This window comes from Microbulbifer variabilis, from assembly GCF_052468405.1.
Map to the genome: position 1 here is coordinate 1,065,800 of NZ_CP174343.1, position 15,568 is coordinate 1,081,367.

Genomic DNA, 15,568 nt, shown 5'->3' on the forward strand with positions numbered 1-15,568 from the left:
CGAGCTAATAGAGGGTTCTCGGTTGCCCAAGTCTTTAATTGGTGAGATTCCAGTTTAACTTACCCAGTAGTTCTGAAAATGTCCCTTTAGGTGTCATGCTAATCTCAAATACCGTTTCACTTATCGGGTGCATTATTTTAAGTTTGGATGCATGCAGTAACAATCGTGCGCAATCATATTGTCTGGCAAAAAACCGGTTGTGTGAAGACTTCCCATATTTGGGACAACCGATAAGTGGGTGGTGGATATGCTTGAAGTGCCTGCGGATCTGGTGGCGGCGGCCGGTTTTTAGTTGGATTTCAACCAGGGAGTAACGGCTGGTGGGGTATCGATCTACTTCATAGGGTAGCTCAACGGTATCCAGTCGGCGGTATAGGGTGATTGCTGACTTGCGTGGTAGATCAGTTTTGGGGCGCTTGCGTTGATGTTTGAAATCTGCGACAGGTGGTAGAGGGTAGTCGATAACTCCCTGTTCAGGGCAATAGCCCCGGCATACTGCGAGGTATTTTTTGATGGAGTTTTCGCTTTCCAGCTGTTGCTGTAAAAGGGTGGCCATCTCACTACTTTTGCCAAAGATAATAACTCCAGAAGTAGGCTTGTCCAGGCGATGTACGGGATACAGGCGGTGACCGCTTAAGTCCCGTAGGTATTGAAGTAAAATGCGATTTTCGCTGTGGTCTATTTCTGAGCGGTGCACGAGCCAGCCCTCTGGTTTAAAGGCTGCCAGAAGGTAGTCATCCTCGAAAATGATTTCAGGTTCGTTGTTCATCCGCTAATAATATTTACCATATCGCAGGGGCATTGTATGGCGGTATGGCAATCATTGCATCTGGGGGTGTTGAGCTGCCTTCTTCTAAGGTTGTGGGGAATAATTTTCTAATAAATAATAAGGTTTAAGGTTGACATGCCTAAATTAGTGAATAAACTGCAGGGGTAGTTTAGTAACCACCTAGTTAAACGTGGACAGCAACCACGAAGGAGCCATGAAATGCGAAATGTAGATATCAGCAACCTGTTTTTTTGATCGCTTTTCATGTGCACTTGCTTGAAAAGTGATTGAGCTTTTCAAGCCGGAATTCTCTAGAGCCCTGGCATTTGCCGGGGCTTTTTTGTTTAGGGCTTTGGAGAGCTTTTAATGATTTATTGGATCAATCCAAGGACTCTATATGCCTGTAAAAATTGTACTTAATAAAAACGCATCTTCAGGTAGTGTGCCGGTAAAAATATTTACCGATAAGGTTGAGCCGGCTGCTTTAGAACAGCTAAAGAATATTGCTCAATTGCCCATTATTCATTCCCATGTGGCGGCAATGCCGGATGTTCACTTGGGGCGAGGGGCGACAGTTGGTTCGGTGATTCCTACGTTTAGTGCAGTCATACCATCCGCAGTAGGTGTGGATATTGGCTGCGGCATGAATGCGGTGCGAACTTCGTTGCATGCCCATCAGTTGCCAGACAGCCTAAAAGCATTGCGGGAGGCCATTGAGGTGAAAGTACCCGTTGGAGGGGGTCGTCATAAGATGATTACTGCCAGGGAATCTGCCTGCAAAATATTAGCTCCCGGTGTAGATAGGTTGTTTGAAAAGCATCCTGGGCTTATGAAGAAGTTGCGTCAGCCCCAGAAAACCTGGGTTACCCAAATGGGGACATTGGGTGGAGGCAATCACTTTATTGAAATTTGTCTGGATGAGAGTAATGCGGTGTGGGTGATGCTACATTCCGGCAGCCGAGGTATTGGTAGTGCAATTGGAGAGCATTTTATTCAATTGGCACGCCGGGATATGGCTGGAAATATGCAAAATATGCCAGATAGGGACCTGGCATATTTTTCTGAGGGAAGTAGCCACTTCAATGATTACATTGAAGCTGTAAATTGGGCACAGGAGTACGCCAGGTTAAACCGGCAGGAAATGATGAAGCTTGTGTTGAATAGCCTGGGGGCTTACGTGCCGAAGTTTACCTTAACGTCAGAGGCTATTAACTGCCACCATAATTACGTAGTGCGCGAGCACCACTTCGAACGGGATGTCTATGTGACACGTAAGGGGGCGATCAGTGCCCAAAAGGATCAGATGGGGATTATTCCCGGTTCGATGGGGGCGAAATCATTTATTGTTCGTGGGCGTGGGAATCCCGAATCCTTTTGCTCCTGTGCCCATGGTGCTGGCCGTAAAATGAGTCGCACCTCGGCTCGTCAGCGATTTACTCGAGGCGATCTTGAGTCTCAGACGCATGGCGTAGAATGCAGAAAGGATAAAGGTGTGATTGATGAGATACCCGCTGCCTATAAGGATATTGATGAGGTGATGAATAATCAGCTGGATTTGGTTGATGTGGTACATACGCTGCGCCAAGTGATTTGCATAAAAGGGTAGGCTTGACTGGTTCACCCTTTATGAGAACTTTGAAAAATAATGGATTTTAATTTTATGAGTGCTATTGAATTCAATTTGACAATGAATTTACCTGTCGAGTTTCCTCGGCTTTTATCGTTGATTAGGCAAGGCCAAATACTATGAAAAAATACACCCCTAAGAAAGTCGCCAAGCCTCGTAATTACGTGGCTTGTAATCCACTGCTAAAAAAAGGTGGTGCCCACACTAAGGCTAAGTCGGGCGCTCGCTTTAAAAGTAAGCAAAAAATGTTAAAGGAGGCGCGGGAGCGGAGTAGCTCCCGCGACTATTTGAGGCTATTTCACTTCCTTGACGCCTCCCTGCAATTTGTTCCCCTCTAACCCTGGTTTCTCTTTTTACTGATCGGCTTGTGGCCAACTAGGTAGCGGTTCTAGGTAGACCCAGCGTTTTTTATAGAGCTTAAATAGTGATATCTCATGGATCACATGCTCTTGATCATTCTCCGTATACCAGGCTTTAAATTCCACTACAGACTTCTTCAGCCCTGCTTTGCTTTTAATAACTTCGAGGCGTGTCCATTGAGTCTCCAGATCGTCCGCATTGAGACCCGGGTAAGTTTCTGGGTGCCATGTTTTTCGTAGGTATGCCAGGTTTCCCATCGCATAGGCACTGTAGCGACTGCGCATCAGGGATTCCGCCATTTTCGGGTAGGCCTGCCCAGACAGGTAGAGGTTACAGCAGGCTTTGAACTTTTTTCCCGAGCCACAAGGGCAGGGCTGTTCCGTCATAAATTACTCCAGTTTCAAACCGCATAAGATGTCCAGCTGGTCATCATGGGCTTTGTAAACACTTTTTAACCTTGCTTGACGCTGGCAGAGGGTAGCATGGCTTGACGTTTTCCTGGGGGGCGGTAAGATACCGACCAGCCGGTTGGTTTGGTTGAAGATGCCTGGGAGGTCATGTGTCGAGAGTCGACAAAGCTGCCATAGTCCGTGCGGCGGAAGAGGTAGTTCGAGAAAAAGGGGCGCGAAAGCTCACCCTGGACGCAGTTGCTGCCCAGTGTGGTTTGAGTAAGGGTGGGCTTATCCATCACTTTCGTACCAAACAGTCACTGCTGAAGGCGATGCTGGAGGCCGCGATTGCCAGGGAGGATGCCAGTGCAGAGACTTTCGCCGCCGCTGGTGACGATGTGTTGGCGTCACGGCTTAAAGCGATTTTCGAGCTGATGGAAGATGATGAGGGGCTGCCGCGAGCGTTGATTGCGGCAGTCGCAGAAGATCCCGCCCTGCTTGAGCCGGTCAAGTGTAACGTTATCGAAATGCGCGGTGAAATTGACAGCTCATACGGTGACCCTGAACTTGCCCAGTTATTGATTCTTGCTGCCCAAGGTATGTTCCTGGGGCGGGTGCTGGGAGTTATGGAGTCCGAGGACCCAATGTTTTCCCGCCTGCGCGAACGGCTGCTAATGTTGTCGGCAGAGCTTACCTGAATACCTGATCTTCAGTTAAATAATTTATTGGATAGTGAAATATGAAATTGTCGGTAAATTCTCGTATCTCCCTTGCCTTGGTGGTAGCGGCAGCGGCGATTCTTGCGGGGTGCTCTGGTTCTGAGGCGGATGAACAGCAGGTTGAGCGCTTGTGGCCGGTAAAAGTGGCTACGGTCACCAATGTGGCGGAAGTGGCGGATCGCCAGTTTGCCGGTCGTGTAAAGGCGGTCCAGAGTGTGGATCTCTCTTTCCAGGTTGGTGGCAAGTTAGACAAGTTGAGTATCAGGGAAGGGGAAATTATTCCTAAGGGAACCCTGATTGCTGAGTTGGATGATCGGGATTATCGCCGTCGAGTGAAGGAAGCCAAAGTAAACGTGGAGTTGCTGGAAAAAACCTTGAAGCGGCAGCGCTCCCTGGCGGGATCGAAGGTCATTTCTCAGCAGCAACTGGATGAAACAGAAAGTAACTTTGATCTGGCAAAAGTAACATTGGAAAAGGCAGAACAGGATTTGGCCTATACCCAGTTGCGAGTGCCTTTTGATGCATTGGCAACTCGACAGTTGGTAGAGAATTACACCAATGTGCAGCCGGGCCAGGCAATTGTTCGGTTGCAAAACATCTCTGAGGTGCGTATTCAGATTTCTGTGCCGGAAAAATTGTTGGCTACAGGAAATGAAGATCAAATCAGCTCTATCACAGCGGAGTTCGAGTTCCTACCCGGTCAAAAGTTTGAACTCAAATACCGTGAGCACCAGGCTGAAGCCGATAGTGTAACCCAGACTTATGTGGTTGAGCTGGGTATGCCCCGCCCCGAAAATGTACAAATTCTTCCAGGCATGACAGCTCGTGTGAACGTAAAGCTGAAAGAAGCTACCGGGGATTTCTGGATTCCATTGGCAGCAGTACAGACTGGTGCCGAAGGTAATCCATATGTGTGGCAGATTAACGAAGATCAATCAGTATCCAGGGTACAGGTGGCGCTTGGCCAGACCAATGGAGAAGCGGTTCAGATTACGGATGGTCTCACCCCTGCGATGAAGCTGGTGGCTGCGGGAGGTCAACATCTTTATGACGGTGCAAAAGTACGCAACTATGCACAACGTTAATTTTCAAATGACCTCAGGCCCTGGCAAGAGTGGGGAAGTATCGTGAAGATTTCTGATGTATTTATTCAGCGTCCAGTGTACAGCTGGTTATTGATGCTGATCTGTCTTGTAGGTGGGATCTGGGCATTGTCGGATATTGGCCGACTAGAAGACCCAGCATTTACCATTAAAGAAGCGCGGGTATTTACTCTCTATCCGGGCGCAAGCGCGCAGCGGGTAGAAGAGGAGGTAACGGAAAAATTAGAGGTTGCGATCCAACAGATGGGACAGCTGGACAAAGTGACCTCAACTTCCAGTCCGGGCATGTCGGAAATTCGCGTCCAGATAAAGGATCAATACGCTTCGGAAGAGCTGGCGCAAGTCTGGGATGAACTGCGTCGCAAGGTTAACGATGCCCAGCGTGAGTTGCCCAGTGGCGCCATGCAGTCCGTGGTTAATGATGACTTCGGCGAGGTTTATGGTATTTACTATGCGGTAACCGGTGATGGTTTTTCGCTGACAGAAATGCGCGAAATTACTAAAGCAATTCGTCGCGAGCTACTGAGTGTTGAGGGGGTAGCGAAGGTTTCCCGCTCCGGCATTATCGATGAAGTGGCCTATTTGGATATAGACGAATCGCGCCTTGCTCAGTTCGGCTTCTCGCTTGATGACCTGGCCCAGGTACTGCAGGTGGAAAGTTCCACCCAGCGTGTAGGTGAAATAGAAGGTCAGGACCTCCGAACTCGTATCGTGGTCGACAATCCAGCCAGTGATCTTGAATCCGTTCAGAATATTCTCGTGGGTGTACCGGGCTCTACTGCGATGTTGGCAGTACGGGATATTGCGGATGTATCCCTCGGTTATGACGAGAACCCGAACTTTATTGCACGATTTAATGGTAAGCCGGCCATTTTGATTGGTGTGGCCGGAGCTGAAAATACAAATATCGTAAACGTGGGAACGGCAGTGGAAGCCAAGCTCAATGAGCTTAAGCTGGGTTTGCCTCTCGGGGTAGAAATCCAGCCGGTTTATGAGCAGCACAAAGTGGTTGAGGAGAGTGTCGACGGTTTTCTTTTTAACCTGATCTCCTCGGTAGTGATTGTTACTCTGGTCCTATGCCTATTTATGGGTTGGCGCTCAGGTGTAGTAGTTGGTGTGGTACTGGGGCTGACCGTGCTCGGTACTGTACTGATTATGAACCTGTTTGGTTTGAACCTTCAGCGAATTTCCCTGGGTGCCCTGATTATCGCCATGGGTATGTTGGTAGATAATGCTATTGTAGTTGCTGAAGGCATGCTGATGGGGGTGCAGAAAAAAGAAGCACCACAGAATGCTGCTCGCCGTGTAGTTCGCCAAACTTTCTGGCCACTTTTAGGCGCCACCATTATTGGGATCATGGCTTTCTCCGGTATTGGCCTTTCCGATGATGCCACCGGTGAATTCCTCTTCTCGCTGTTCGCTGTGATTGGTATCTCACTATTGTTGAGTTGGATTTTGGCAATCACTATTACTCCTTACCTTGGCTACCACTTGTTCAAGCCGGGTAAGAATGCTGATAGTGAAGACCCTTACAGTGGCCGTTTTTACCGTATGTATGCGGGAGTCCTATCCGGTGCCCTGAATCGCCGGGGGGGCACTATCGCTTTGCTGGTTGTCGTGACCATGGTCAGTTATTTTGGCTTTGGTTTTGTCAAGCAGGGTTTCTTCCCTAACTCCAATGCTCCGCTTTTCTACGTGAATTATCTCCTGCCCCAGGGCAGTGATATTAATCGCACAGAAAATGCGCTGCAAAAAGCTACAGACTATTTATTGGTGCAGGAAGAAGTAGTTTCGGTGACTGCGGTTGCCGGTAGCGGTGCGGACCGCTTTATGCTGACCTATGCCCCAGAGCCACCTAATTCTGCCTATGGCCAGCTGATTGTGCGCACAGAGGATCGCGAGCAAATTGCTGGCCTGATAGACCGGGCTAAAGCAGAGTTGCGGGATTCCCAGCCGGAAGCGCTTATCACCTTTAAACGCCTGGTATTTGGTCCGGGTGGTGGTGCCGATGTGGAAGTGCGTATTTCCGGCCACGATTTCAACACCCTGCGTGCGCTCGCCGAAAATACTGAGCAGCTTTTCCGGGAAAATGGTCTGAAGGATATCCGCCATAACTGGCGTGGCCGAGAGCCCACGATTCGTGCCCATCTCGATAATGAACGGGCTCGTGTCGCTGGTGTCACGAATACCGATATCAGCCGAACTATCCAGTTTGCGACTGCCGGTTATCGTGTAGGGGATTTTGAAAGTGGCGACCGTATTATCCCGATTGTCGCGCGCATGCCTGAAGGTGATCGCAATCAGGTTGGCTCCCTGCAGGATCGCTTGGTGTGGAGTCCGAATGAGCAGGGCTATATTCCAGCGGGGCAATTGGTCAAAGACTTTGCGACTACCGCTGAGGAAGGTCTGATCCAGCGTCGCGACCGGGTCCCGACAATAACGATCAGTGCCGAGGCCCCGGAGGGAGTCACCGCTATGGCCGCCTTTAATCGTATTCGCGCAGGGGTTGAGGGTATGCCTTTGCCCCCGGGTTACCATACAGAGTTCGGCGGTGAATATGAGAGCTCTACGGATGCACAGAAGTCATTGGGTAAAGGGTTGCCGCTGGGATTCCTGATTATGATCCTGGTATCGATCCTGCTGTTTGGCACCGTACGCGAGCCGCTGATTATCTGGTTGGTGGTGCCCATGTCTCTGGTGGGTGTGGTGGTAGGCCTGCTGCTGACAGGCTTGCCGTTTGGCTTTATGTCACTTCTCGGCGTATTGAGCCTATCTGGTATGTTGATTAAAAATGCGGTGGTATTGGTGGATGAAATTGAGGTGCAGACTGAAGCTGGCCTGCCACGGTTGACGGCAATTCAACGCGCCAGTGTTAGTCGTTTGCGCCCGGTATTTCTGGCTGCAGTGACAACTATTTTGGGTATGTCCCCGTTATTATTTGATGCATTCTTTGCCGATATGGCAGTGACCATTATGGGCGGACTGGGCTTTGCAACGGTACTAACCCTGATTGCTGTGCCGGTGTTTTATGCGGTCTTCCATAAGGTGAAGCCCACTGAGGTGCTGGGTTCAGAAGAAGGCTCGAAAAAGAAACTGGAGTCGCAGCCCAGTTCGGAGCCAGTATCTGCCTAATCAGGTAAAAGCTGGGTAAAGCTGGCTCAATTGAATAGACAAAATTGGGGCGCAGAAAGGATAACTTTTTGCGCCTTTTTTGTTTTCGAAAAACTCCTTTCTGATTTCACTGGCAACTTCCCTGTGCTTTTGTCGTGAAATCTTATTTGAAGGGGGATCTGCGAACCAAAATTTGACAGAGGTAATATTCAAAAGCAGGGTTTTCAAGTAGGCTAGTAGCTGGATTTGATTGGTAGTAGTTGTATGAGTGTTCGATCAATTTCAAAACAGTTTACAGTGATCTGTTTCTTGTTTTTCAGTGTTACCGCACTTGCTGCACCCTACGAGCGGGCCGAATGGCTGCCACGTTGGTCAGACTTCGATAGTGACTGCCAGGATACCCGCCATGAGCTGTTAATCCGCTTTTCCCTATCCCCGGTTACCTATACCCGCAGTAACGGTTGTAAGGTGGATACCGGTTTATGGTTGGATCCCTATACCGGCAATTTTTACAGCAAGGCATCAGACCTGGATGTGGAGCATATAGTACCGTTGAAGTGGGCACATGATCACGGCGGGGCAGCTTGGAGCCGCGAGAAGAAAAGAAGATTTGCCGAAGATATTGAGAATCTGTGGTTAGTGGATGATGGGCGCAACCAGAGTAAGGGGCACAAAGGGCCCGATGAGTGGATGCCCCCTTACGAGCCTGTTGGCAAAATTTATGTTCAGCGCTTTATTTCCATTGTAGAAAAGTATGGATTGCGCTTGAGTATTGCTGAATCCAAACAGCTCCGTGCACTGGCAGGTGATAGCTAGGGCAAAAGAGATATTTTGCCTGTCATAGCGGCGGGATTTCGTATAGCATTTTCGCTTTATGGGTAATACGGCGAATATGCAGGGAAGACAACGATTACTAATTGAGTATTTTCGCCGCTGTTATCAGGCCGATAGCCACGATCTGTCGCTTTCAAATATTGCTCGACTGGCCGAAAACCGCTGTTCGTTCATTGCTGAACAGGATTACCTGAGTAGCGGTGAGTTATACAGGATTCCGTTACTGGATGCCTCTGCCACAAAGCTGATAGAGCTGACAGATGCTTACAGAAAAGAACGCCAGCTAATCTACGCTAGTTTTTTTATTTGTGGCCAGCTTTTCAGTCAAAGCGGTGTAACAAACCAACGTAAGCTTTTTGCACCTCTTTTATATTTTCCCGCCCGGATTTATCGTGAAGATAATAGTTTCGTTGAGATCAATACCACCGATCTGCGAATTAATTTTCCTGTGCTTCGGCTAACTCTTAAGCCTGATATTGACCCTGAGGTAATGGGTTCTTTTCCACAGCTTCAGTTTCCTTTGGATTCCTCTCAATTGGCTGATGTAGGGCGCTGGTTGCATGAACACAGCGTGCTCGGTGGTCTGGAGGAATTGGGTCGCTGGCCGAGTCTTCAGTCAGGAGCCCTGATTAGGGAAAAGACTAATGCCTCACAGCCAGAGCTAATCAGTGCCGCTGCAATAATCCTGGCTGATCGATCCAGAGGTTCACGTGGTGTTTTGCACGAGTTAGGGCAGCTGGCTTGTGAGCAAAATCTCCAGGTGCCGCTGCATTTAGTTTTGGGTGGGGAATCTGACAGCTTTATTGCAAGCTGCAGCGAACCCGAGATGTTACCTGGGCTATTGAGCCAGGCTCAGGAGCGAGCATTACGCAATGCGGCTCATTTCCCTCTTAGCCTTGTCTCTGGCCCACCGGGTACGGGAAAGAGCTTTACCATTGCAGCTATGGCTATAGACCAGATGTTGCATGGCGACGCTGTTTTGGTTGTGTCCAAAACACCAGAAGCCATTGATGTGGTAAGAAACAAATTACGTGAGAGCTATGGGCTCACTGAAGGCTACGTACATGCGGGGGAGCAGGGATTTACCCGCAGTTTGAAAGCGCACCTGGATACTCTGCTCAAGGAGGGTGTTGAGCCACCAAAAGAGAGTGCGGCCAAGTTGAGGCGCAGTTTGAAGGAGATTCGAAGATCACTTTGGAAAGCTGAGCGCCGTTTTTCGCGATCGCTACGGATAGCAAAATTTTTGGGGCCTGCAGGTATGGGGGCTTGGCTGGCTCGCCTGGGTGAGTCGCTACTCCGGCGGCGGCTCAATATGGACGGACTGTGGGGATTACAAGAAGCTATCGGTCAACTGCGCCAGCGTTTTGAGCAGCAGGCTGCCAGCTATATTAATGCCTGTCGCAGGGAGAAACTTGTCCGGCTATTAAACAAAGAGAGAAGTAGCCTAGTTAAATTCCATCAGGCTCTGAGGGCAAGGACCTCTAAAACCCAGGCGGAACGATTTGCCAAGACTAACATGAATTTGGTCTTGCAAGCCTATCCTATTTGGCTGGCAAGCCTGGATGAACTCAACGAGATTTTGCCATTAATGCGCGGCATGTTCGATCTGGTAATTTTCGATGAGTCCACCCAGTGTGATATTTCAAGTGCGTTACCTGCATTGTACCGAGCCAAACGTGCGGTCGTGGTTGGTGATGGCAAACAGCTGCGACATATTTCCTTCCTCCCGGTAAAGCAACAGCAGCGTCTATGGGGGGAAGTCGTTCAGTGCGGAGAACTACCTGCATCTTACAGTTATCGGGATCAATCTCTTCTTGATCTGGTATCGGACAATCTGGCTAGCCAGGATGCGGTAACCCTGCTTGATGAGCATTATCGTAGCCAGCCAGAGCTGATAGCTTTCAGTAATCACGCTTTTTACGATGATCGACTCAAAATAATGCAGGCCAGCCCTGGGAGTACCCAGGAGCTGGCCCTCTCCTTCCACCCATTAGAGGGAAGACGAGCCAAGACTGGTAGAAATAGGGTGGAAAAAGACTGGGTTATTGCTCAATTGCGTAATTATTTTGATCGCTATGATGACAATGCTTTGAAGCCTTCTATTGGTGTGTTGTCCCCTTACAGGGAGCAGGTCGATTATTTGGACAAGGAAATTTCCAAGGCTTTTTCCGCAGCAAAACTGCGAAGTTTTTCGGTACGGGTTGCTACGCCCTATGGTTTTCAGGGGGAGGAGCGCGATGTAATGCTTCTTTCCCTTAGCCTTGATGACCAATCCCTGCGGGCGGCTGCTTATCTCAATCGTGCCGATATGTTTAATGTGGCCGTTACAAGGGCCAAGGAGGAACAGCGGGTAGCATACTCCATTAACCCTGAGCTGTTGCCTCCCGGGCATCTACTGCGTCGCTATTTATCCTTTGTACCAGCTAATCTGACGGTGATGCCAAGTGGGGAGTTTTCCTGCGATTTTGCCAGGGAGGTAAGCGCGGAGCTTGATGCGGAGGGTATCGCTCACTGGATTAACTTTCCTATTGCGGGTCAGCGAGTCGATGTGATGTGTGAGTACCAGGGAGTGATCCTGGGGGTGGATCTTATTGGCTATCCGGGAGAGCACCAGCAGCATTTCACCACCCGGGTTTACAAGATACTGCACCGGGCGGGAATTCGGGTTTTGCCTCTGCCTTACTTTAATTGGATTGAGAACAAGCGGGCTTGTATCGAGCGTCTAATTGTAGAGCTTCGCGGAGCGTTGGTGGAGAGAGGCCAGCAGCTGACTTAGGCAATTAACCTGATTATGAAATGAAAGTTGCGCCGGGGCTGCTAGGCTTTAAGAAAGTCCAGTTTAAAGCCTCAATGAGTGCGCCTATGAAATTGTGGTTGTTGATTCCCTGCCTCTGGGTTTCTAGTGTGGCGGCTGTCGATATTATTGTTGTGGATGCGCAACAGCAGCAGGGTGTGCGAAGCCCAACCCTAAGTTTTTGCCAAGCGCGATTCTATGAAGAGGACAAGGGCAGGCTTTACTGTAACTGGGCAGTCAACTTTCGCTATGCCTGCTTTGTCTGGTGGCCGACCAATAAGATAATTCCGGCTGGAGCGAAGCTGGCTGAGCCAGTGGTTGTTGGCAAATGCGGTAATGGTGAGCCGGTATACAAGCTTCACCACTACTAGCAGAGTATTATTAACAGAGTGGTAATGGGCTCTAAAAGGGCGGTGCTGCACCCGAGCAAGTCTATTGAAATCAACCAGTTTTACCCAAGAATCTCTTGAGTTTTCATTCGGTGATCTGTCCCCTCGTTTCCCTGCTTAACCGGTCTGCCACTCAGGCTGAGGCAAGTGTGACCCAGTGTGCTGGCACCGGAATGAGGGAAGTGTTAGCTTTTGTCCTGCTCGGTATAGAGTCCTCGATCTTGCATTTCCCGCGCCTGTTTGAGGATTTCAGGCATGGCGCTGTCTTCAACAGATAAAGAATCAATGATGGCCGCCAGCAGATCAGCTGAAAACATGCATTTGCTCACTTTGCTACGCAAATTCTCAGTGGTCATTGAAATCCCTCTATCGGCCAGGGCCTGGGCCAGATCCCCGTAACGCATACCCTTCAAAGCCATAGAGGCGCGCACATAGCGGGCAATGGCCTGTTTGTAAGGAGCCAATGCTTGCTGATTGCCGAGGCTTTGCTTGTGGTCCATGGGCTCTACTCCGTTACAGTTGATATCACTATTGTGGTAAATACTATCCTTATGTGTATTATTTGCAACATAAGTTTGAAATAAGTTATTGACCGTCGTTTTTTTGATGCTATATTTGTGACCAATATTCCACAGCGAGGGAGTTGAGATGACCTGGAATCATGAAAACCTGCGCCAGTTGGCGGAAAACCACACTGGGTGGGTAGTCGAGTCTGAGGGTGACTGCCTCAGCATTTCTAACGATGAAGGTGTCGATGCGTTTGTCTACGTCGGGGAAAAGCAGATTGTTGTAGAGAGCATCCTGTTTCCAGTGAGCCAGGTTGATGATGTGGCTGCACTGAATGAGATGATTCTCCAGACACATCAGTTGGTTCCTTTGACGGCGATAGCCATCAAAAATATTGGCGGCCAGAGCTATTACGTTGCATTTGGTGCGCTGTCTGTGTCCAGCAAGGACGAAGTAGTTATCGAGGAAGTTGAAACCCTGTTTTCCAATGTGGGGGATTTCCTGGATTTGTATGCAGATCATTTTGAAATGGAGGGTGTAGCATGAGCCTGAGAAAAATCTGGACTGCCTTGAAAGGTGCGGTAAACGAGGGCACTGAAGCAGTTGCGGACAGCCAGTCTATCCGCATTCTCGACCAGGAATTGCGCGAGGCTAAGGCTGAATTGAAAGCTTGTGATGAGAACCTGACTAAGATCATGGCCAAGCGCAAGCTGGCCGAGAGCAAAGTGGAATCCTTACAGGCCGATATTGAGACTTACAGTACTCATGCTATCAGTGCCAGTGAGAAGGGCGATGACAGCCTGGCCCTGGAGTGTGCTGAGCGCGTTACTGAGCTTGAGGCCCAGTTGGAAACTGAGCAGAGCCTGCTGGAAGGCTTCCTGAACTCCGAGCGCTCACTGAAAGGCAATATTTCCAAAGCCAAGACCAATGTGCGCCGTATGGAACAGCAGATAGATCAGATCAAAGCGACTGAGTCCGTGCAAAAAGCCCAGGTTGCTGTTTCCTCCCGTCACATGGGTGCTAACAGCAAGATCAAGACAGCCCTGGACAGCCTGGACCGGATTAAGAGCAAGCAGCAGGAGCGTGCAGCTGAATTGGAAGCGGCGGAAGAGCTGGCCACGGAGGAGAGCGGATCTAGCCTTGATGCCAAGCTGAAGGCGGCAGGCATCAAGCCCGGGGGCCAGGTCAGTGGTAGTGATAAACTGGCACAATTGCTGGCGAGCCGCGAAAAGGCCTGATCCAGTGCTGCTATTTAAAGTGCGACGCCTTCTGGCGTCGCTTTTTGTTAAGGCAAATATAACAACCATTCTCGTTGCCGTTCTGGGCTATGTGGTCGGCAGCTATCTGCTGCTGAGTGCTGCGGGAGAAAGCGAGATTATCGCTCCCGAAAACTTTATTTACTGGCTGGTGGTTACCGCATCGACGGTCGGCTATGGCGATTTCTCACCAGTTTCACCTGCAGGAAAAATCGTGGTGGCGGGCTGGGTGATACCGCTTGGACTGAGCCTGTTTGCGATGGTAGTTACCCGGGTAGGTTTTGCGGTTTCTGAGTTTGTGCATAGAGGAAAGAGAGGCTTGCGTATGACAAGTAATGTCAATCACACGGTCATTATCGGCTGGAACGGAACCCGAACTCTGCGCCTGATTGAACTTCTGCTCTCCAAGACCAATGGCACAACGTCTGAAATAGTGCTCTGTGTAGAGGCTGATATTGAAAACCCGATGCCTGGCAAAATTGATTTTGTGCGGGTTGAATCTTTCTCCCATATCGAGAGTATGCAGCGCGCCGGACTGGCAGAAGCCGCGAGAATTATTATCGACAACCCGTTAGATGATGTAACACTCACTACGGCTTTGTTCTGTGATAAGCACAGCCCTAATAGCCATAAAACAGCCTATTTCCAAGACGAAAATGTGGGTGAGTTGCTGCGTGCGCACTGCCCGAATATCGAATGTATTCCCTCTGTAGCGGTAGAGCTTTTAGCCAAGTCTTCGCTGGACCCCGGTTCGGCACGTTTGCACCGCCAGCTTCTGGATAGTACTTATGGAATGACACAGTACAGTGTAGAGTATCGAGGGGAGCGGCCACTGCCGTTTGGTCCCCTGTTTGATCATTTCAAACAGGATTTGTCCGCAACACTGATCGCTGTCCGCCGCAAGGATGTAATAAAAATCGATGTGAATCCCGCGCTTACAGACCAGGTTAGTAACGGGGATATGCTGTACTACATCTCGGCCAAGCGGTTAGATGAAAAGCGCTGCTTCGATATAAAAATGAATGAAGGGGAAGGTGTTGGTACATGTTTACCAAACTGATTAAAAAATTTAAGGGGAAGGAAGCTCCGGTAGTAACAACGCCGGAGATTATGGGTTTGCGCCTGGGAGCCAGTTTTGAGTTGGACCCACTGGCAATTCGTCTGATCTTGGATGAACTCACCATTGAGTCCTGTTCCCCCACACAAATTATCAAAGCAGTTGGTGTGGTGGAGTTGGACGGTACATGGGTTTATCGCTTCTATACCGACGATGATGCTTGGTTGCAGGTAGTAGCTGAAGGTGGCCAGAGTGATGAGCATGTCGTGGATGTAAAGCTGTTTCACTTTTACGATACCCAGGATGTTTCTAGCCAGCAGGTTTGGGATACTCTATTAAAAGAAAAGATAGGCGCTGCCAACTACCAGCTGGATGATCGTTCCTATAGCAGGGTATGGACCTCCACTGGTGATTACCACAATCCGGTGCACATGGCTGAAAAGACCTATGAAGAGGGCGGAGACTTCTCGCAAACGGATCAATTTACCATGCTGTTCGAACGCGAACTGTCTGATCAGCGCACTGAATCTCTGTTTCTCTCCGCTGAAGAAAAAGAAGAGAATGCTGGCTATTTAAGTCGTAGCCTAGTTATCAGTACCGGTATTACACTGACCCCCTCACAGCTGACTATTCACGGATAATAAGGAGAAGTA

General features: G+C 49.4%; 15 protein-coding genes. 12 read left to right on the forward strand and 3 right to left on the reverse strand.

Annotated features, from left to right (window positions below; all coding sequences use genetic code 11):
• Nucleotides 1-34: 34 nt before the first annotated feature.
• Nucleotides 35-769 carry a pseudouridine synthase gene (locus ACJJJB_RS05180; protein WP_445365834.1) on the reverse strand — a complete coding sequence of 245 codons (735 nt, stop codon included), beginning with the start codon at nucleotides 767-769 and terminating at the stop codon, nucleotides 35-37.
• Between the two features lie 397 nt (nucleotides 770-1,166).
• Between ACJJJB_RS05180 and ACJJJB_RS05185 the strand changes: the two genes are divergently transcribed.
• Nucleotides 1,167-2,375, forward strand: a complete 1,209-nt coding sequence (locus ACJJJB_RS05185; protein WP_445365835.1) for an RtcB family protein — start codon at nucleotides 1,167-1,169, stop codon at nucleotides 2,373-2,375.
• A 140-nt stretch (nucleotides 2,376-2,515) separates the two neighbouring features.
• Nucleotides 2,516-2,734, forward strand: coding sequence for a hypothetical protein (locus ACJJJB_RS05190; protein ID WP_020414850.1), 219 nt, complete (start codon nucleotides 2,516-2,518; stop codon nucleotides 2,732-2,734).
• A gap of 15 nt (nucleotides 2,735-2,749) precedes the next feature.
• On the opposite strand, the gene ACJJJB_RS05195 is transcribed toward ACJJJB_RS05190, so the two are convergent.
• Nucleotides 2,750-3,142, reverse strand: coding sequence for a YchJ family protein (locus ACJJJB_RS05195; protein WP_282951032.1), 393 nt, complete (start codon nucleotides 3,140-3,142; stop codon nucleotides 2,750-2,752).
• Nucleotides 3,143-3,315: 173 nt separating this feature from the next.
• Here ACJJJB_RS05195 and ACJJJB_RS05200 point away from each other — a divergent pair, with 173 nt between their 5' ends.
• The 6 genes from ACJJJB_RS05200 (at nucleotide 3,316) to ACJJJB_RS05225 (ending at nucleotide 12,077) form a co-directional block, all read left to right on the forward strand.
• A complete protein-coding gene (locus ACJJJB_RS05200) occupies nucleotides 3,316-3,843 on the forward strand; it encodes a TetR/AcrR family transcriptional regulator (RefSeq protein ID WP_020414852.1) in 528 nt (175 codons plus the stop codon).
• Nucleotides 3,844-3,884: 41 nt separating this feature from the next.
• On the forward strand, nucleotides 3,885-4,949 hold the full coding sequence (locus ACJJJB_RS05205; protein ID WP_020414853.1) for an efflux RND transporter periplasmic adaptor subunit: 1,065 nt from the start codon (nucleotides 3,885-3,887) through the stop codon (nucleotides 4,947-4,949).
• A gap of 42 nt (nucleotides 4,950-4,991) precedes the next feature.
• On the forward strand, nucleotides 4,992-8,099 hold the full coding sequence (locus ACJJJB_RS05210; protein ID WP_444945296.1) for an efflux RND transporter permease subunit: 3,108 nt from the start codon (nucleotides 4,992-4,994) through the stop codon (nucleotides 8,097-8,099).
• A 243-nt stretch (nucleotides 8,100-8,342) separates the two neighbouring features.
• On the forward strand, nucleotides 8,343-8,894 hold the full coding sequence (locus ACJJJB_RS05215) for an HNH endonuclease family protein (protein WP_020414855.1): 552 nt from the start codon (nucleotides 8,343-8,345) through the stop codon (nucleotides 8,892-8,894).
• A gap of 58 nt (nucleotides 8,895-8,952) precedes the next feature.
• Nucleotides 8,953-11,688: a DEAD/DEAH box helicase gene (locus ACJJJB_RS05220; RefSeq protein WP_445365836.1), complete on the forward strand. Its 2,736-nt coding sequence runs from the start codon at nucleotides 8,953-8,955 to the stop codon at nucleotides 11,686-11,688.
• Between the two features lie 86 nt (nucleotides 11,689-11,774).
• Nucleotides 11,775-12,077, forward strand: a complete 303-nt coding sequence (locus tag ACJJJB_RS05225) for a hypothetical protein (protein ID WP_157533678.1) — start codon at nucleotides 11,775-11,777, stop codon at nucleotides 12,075-12,077.
• Nucleotides 12,078-12,280: 203 nt separating this feature from the next.
• Here the strand turns inward: ACJJJB_RS05225 and ACJJJB_RS05230 are convergent, their stop codons facing one another.
• Nucleotides 12,281-12,595, reverse strand: a complete 315-nt coding sequence (locus ACJJJB_RS05230) for a DUF6471 domain-containing protein (RefSeq protein ID WP_020414858.1) — start codon at nucleotides 12,593-12,595, stop codon at nucleotides 12,281-12,283.
• A gap of 148 nt (nucleotides 12,596-12,743) precedes the next feature.
• On the opposite strand from ACJJJB_RS05230, the gene ACJJJB_RS05235 reads away from it, so the two are divergent.
• From ACJJJB_RS05235 to ACJJJB_RS05250, 4 genes are read left to right on the forward strand one after another with little or no spacing between them, the layout of a single operon-like run.
• On the forward strand, nucleotides 12,744-13,148 hold the full coding sequence (locus ACJJJB_RS05235; RefSeq protein ID WP_020414859.1) for a DUF2170 family protein: 405 nt from the start codon (nucleotides 12,744-12,746) through the stop codon (nucleotides 13,146-13,148).
• Entirely contained in the window at nucleotides 13,145-13,840 is a 696-nt protein-coding gene (locus ACJJJB_RS05240; RefSeq protein ID WP_020414860.1) for a PspA/IM30 family protein, read from the forward strand. The genes ACJJJB_RS05235 and ACJJJB_RS05240 overlap by 4 nt, the downstream gene beginning before the upstream one ends.
• Nucleotides 13,841-13,844: 4 nt before the next feature.
• Nucleotides 13,845-14,918 carry a potassium channel family protein gene (locus ACJJJB_RS05245; protein WP_353375107.1) on the forward strand — a complete coding sequence of 358 codons (1,074 nt, stop codon included), beginning with the start codon at nucleotides 13,845-13,847 and terminating at the stop codon, nucleotides 14,916-14,918.
• Nucleotides 14,903-15,556 carry a YjfK family protein gene (locus tag ACJJJB_RS05250; RefSeq protein ID WP_445365837.1) on the forward strand — a complete coding sequence of 218 codons (654 nt, stop codon included), beginning with the start codon at nucleotides 14,903-14,905 and terminating at the stop codon, nucleotides 15,554-15,556. Before ACJJJB_RS05245 ends, ACJJJB_RS05250 begins: the two co-directional genes overlap by 16 nt.
• Nucleotides 15,557-15,568: the final 12 nt, after the last annotated feature.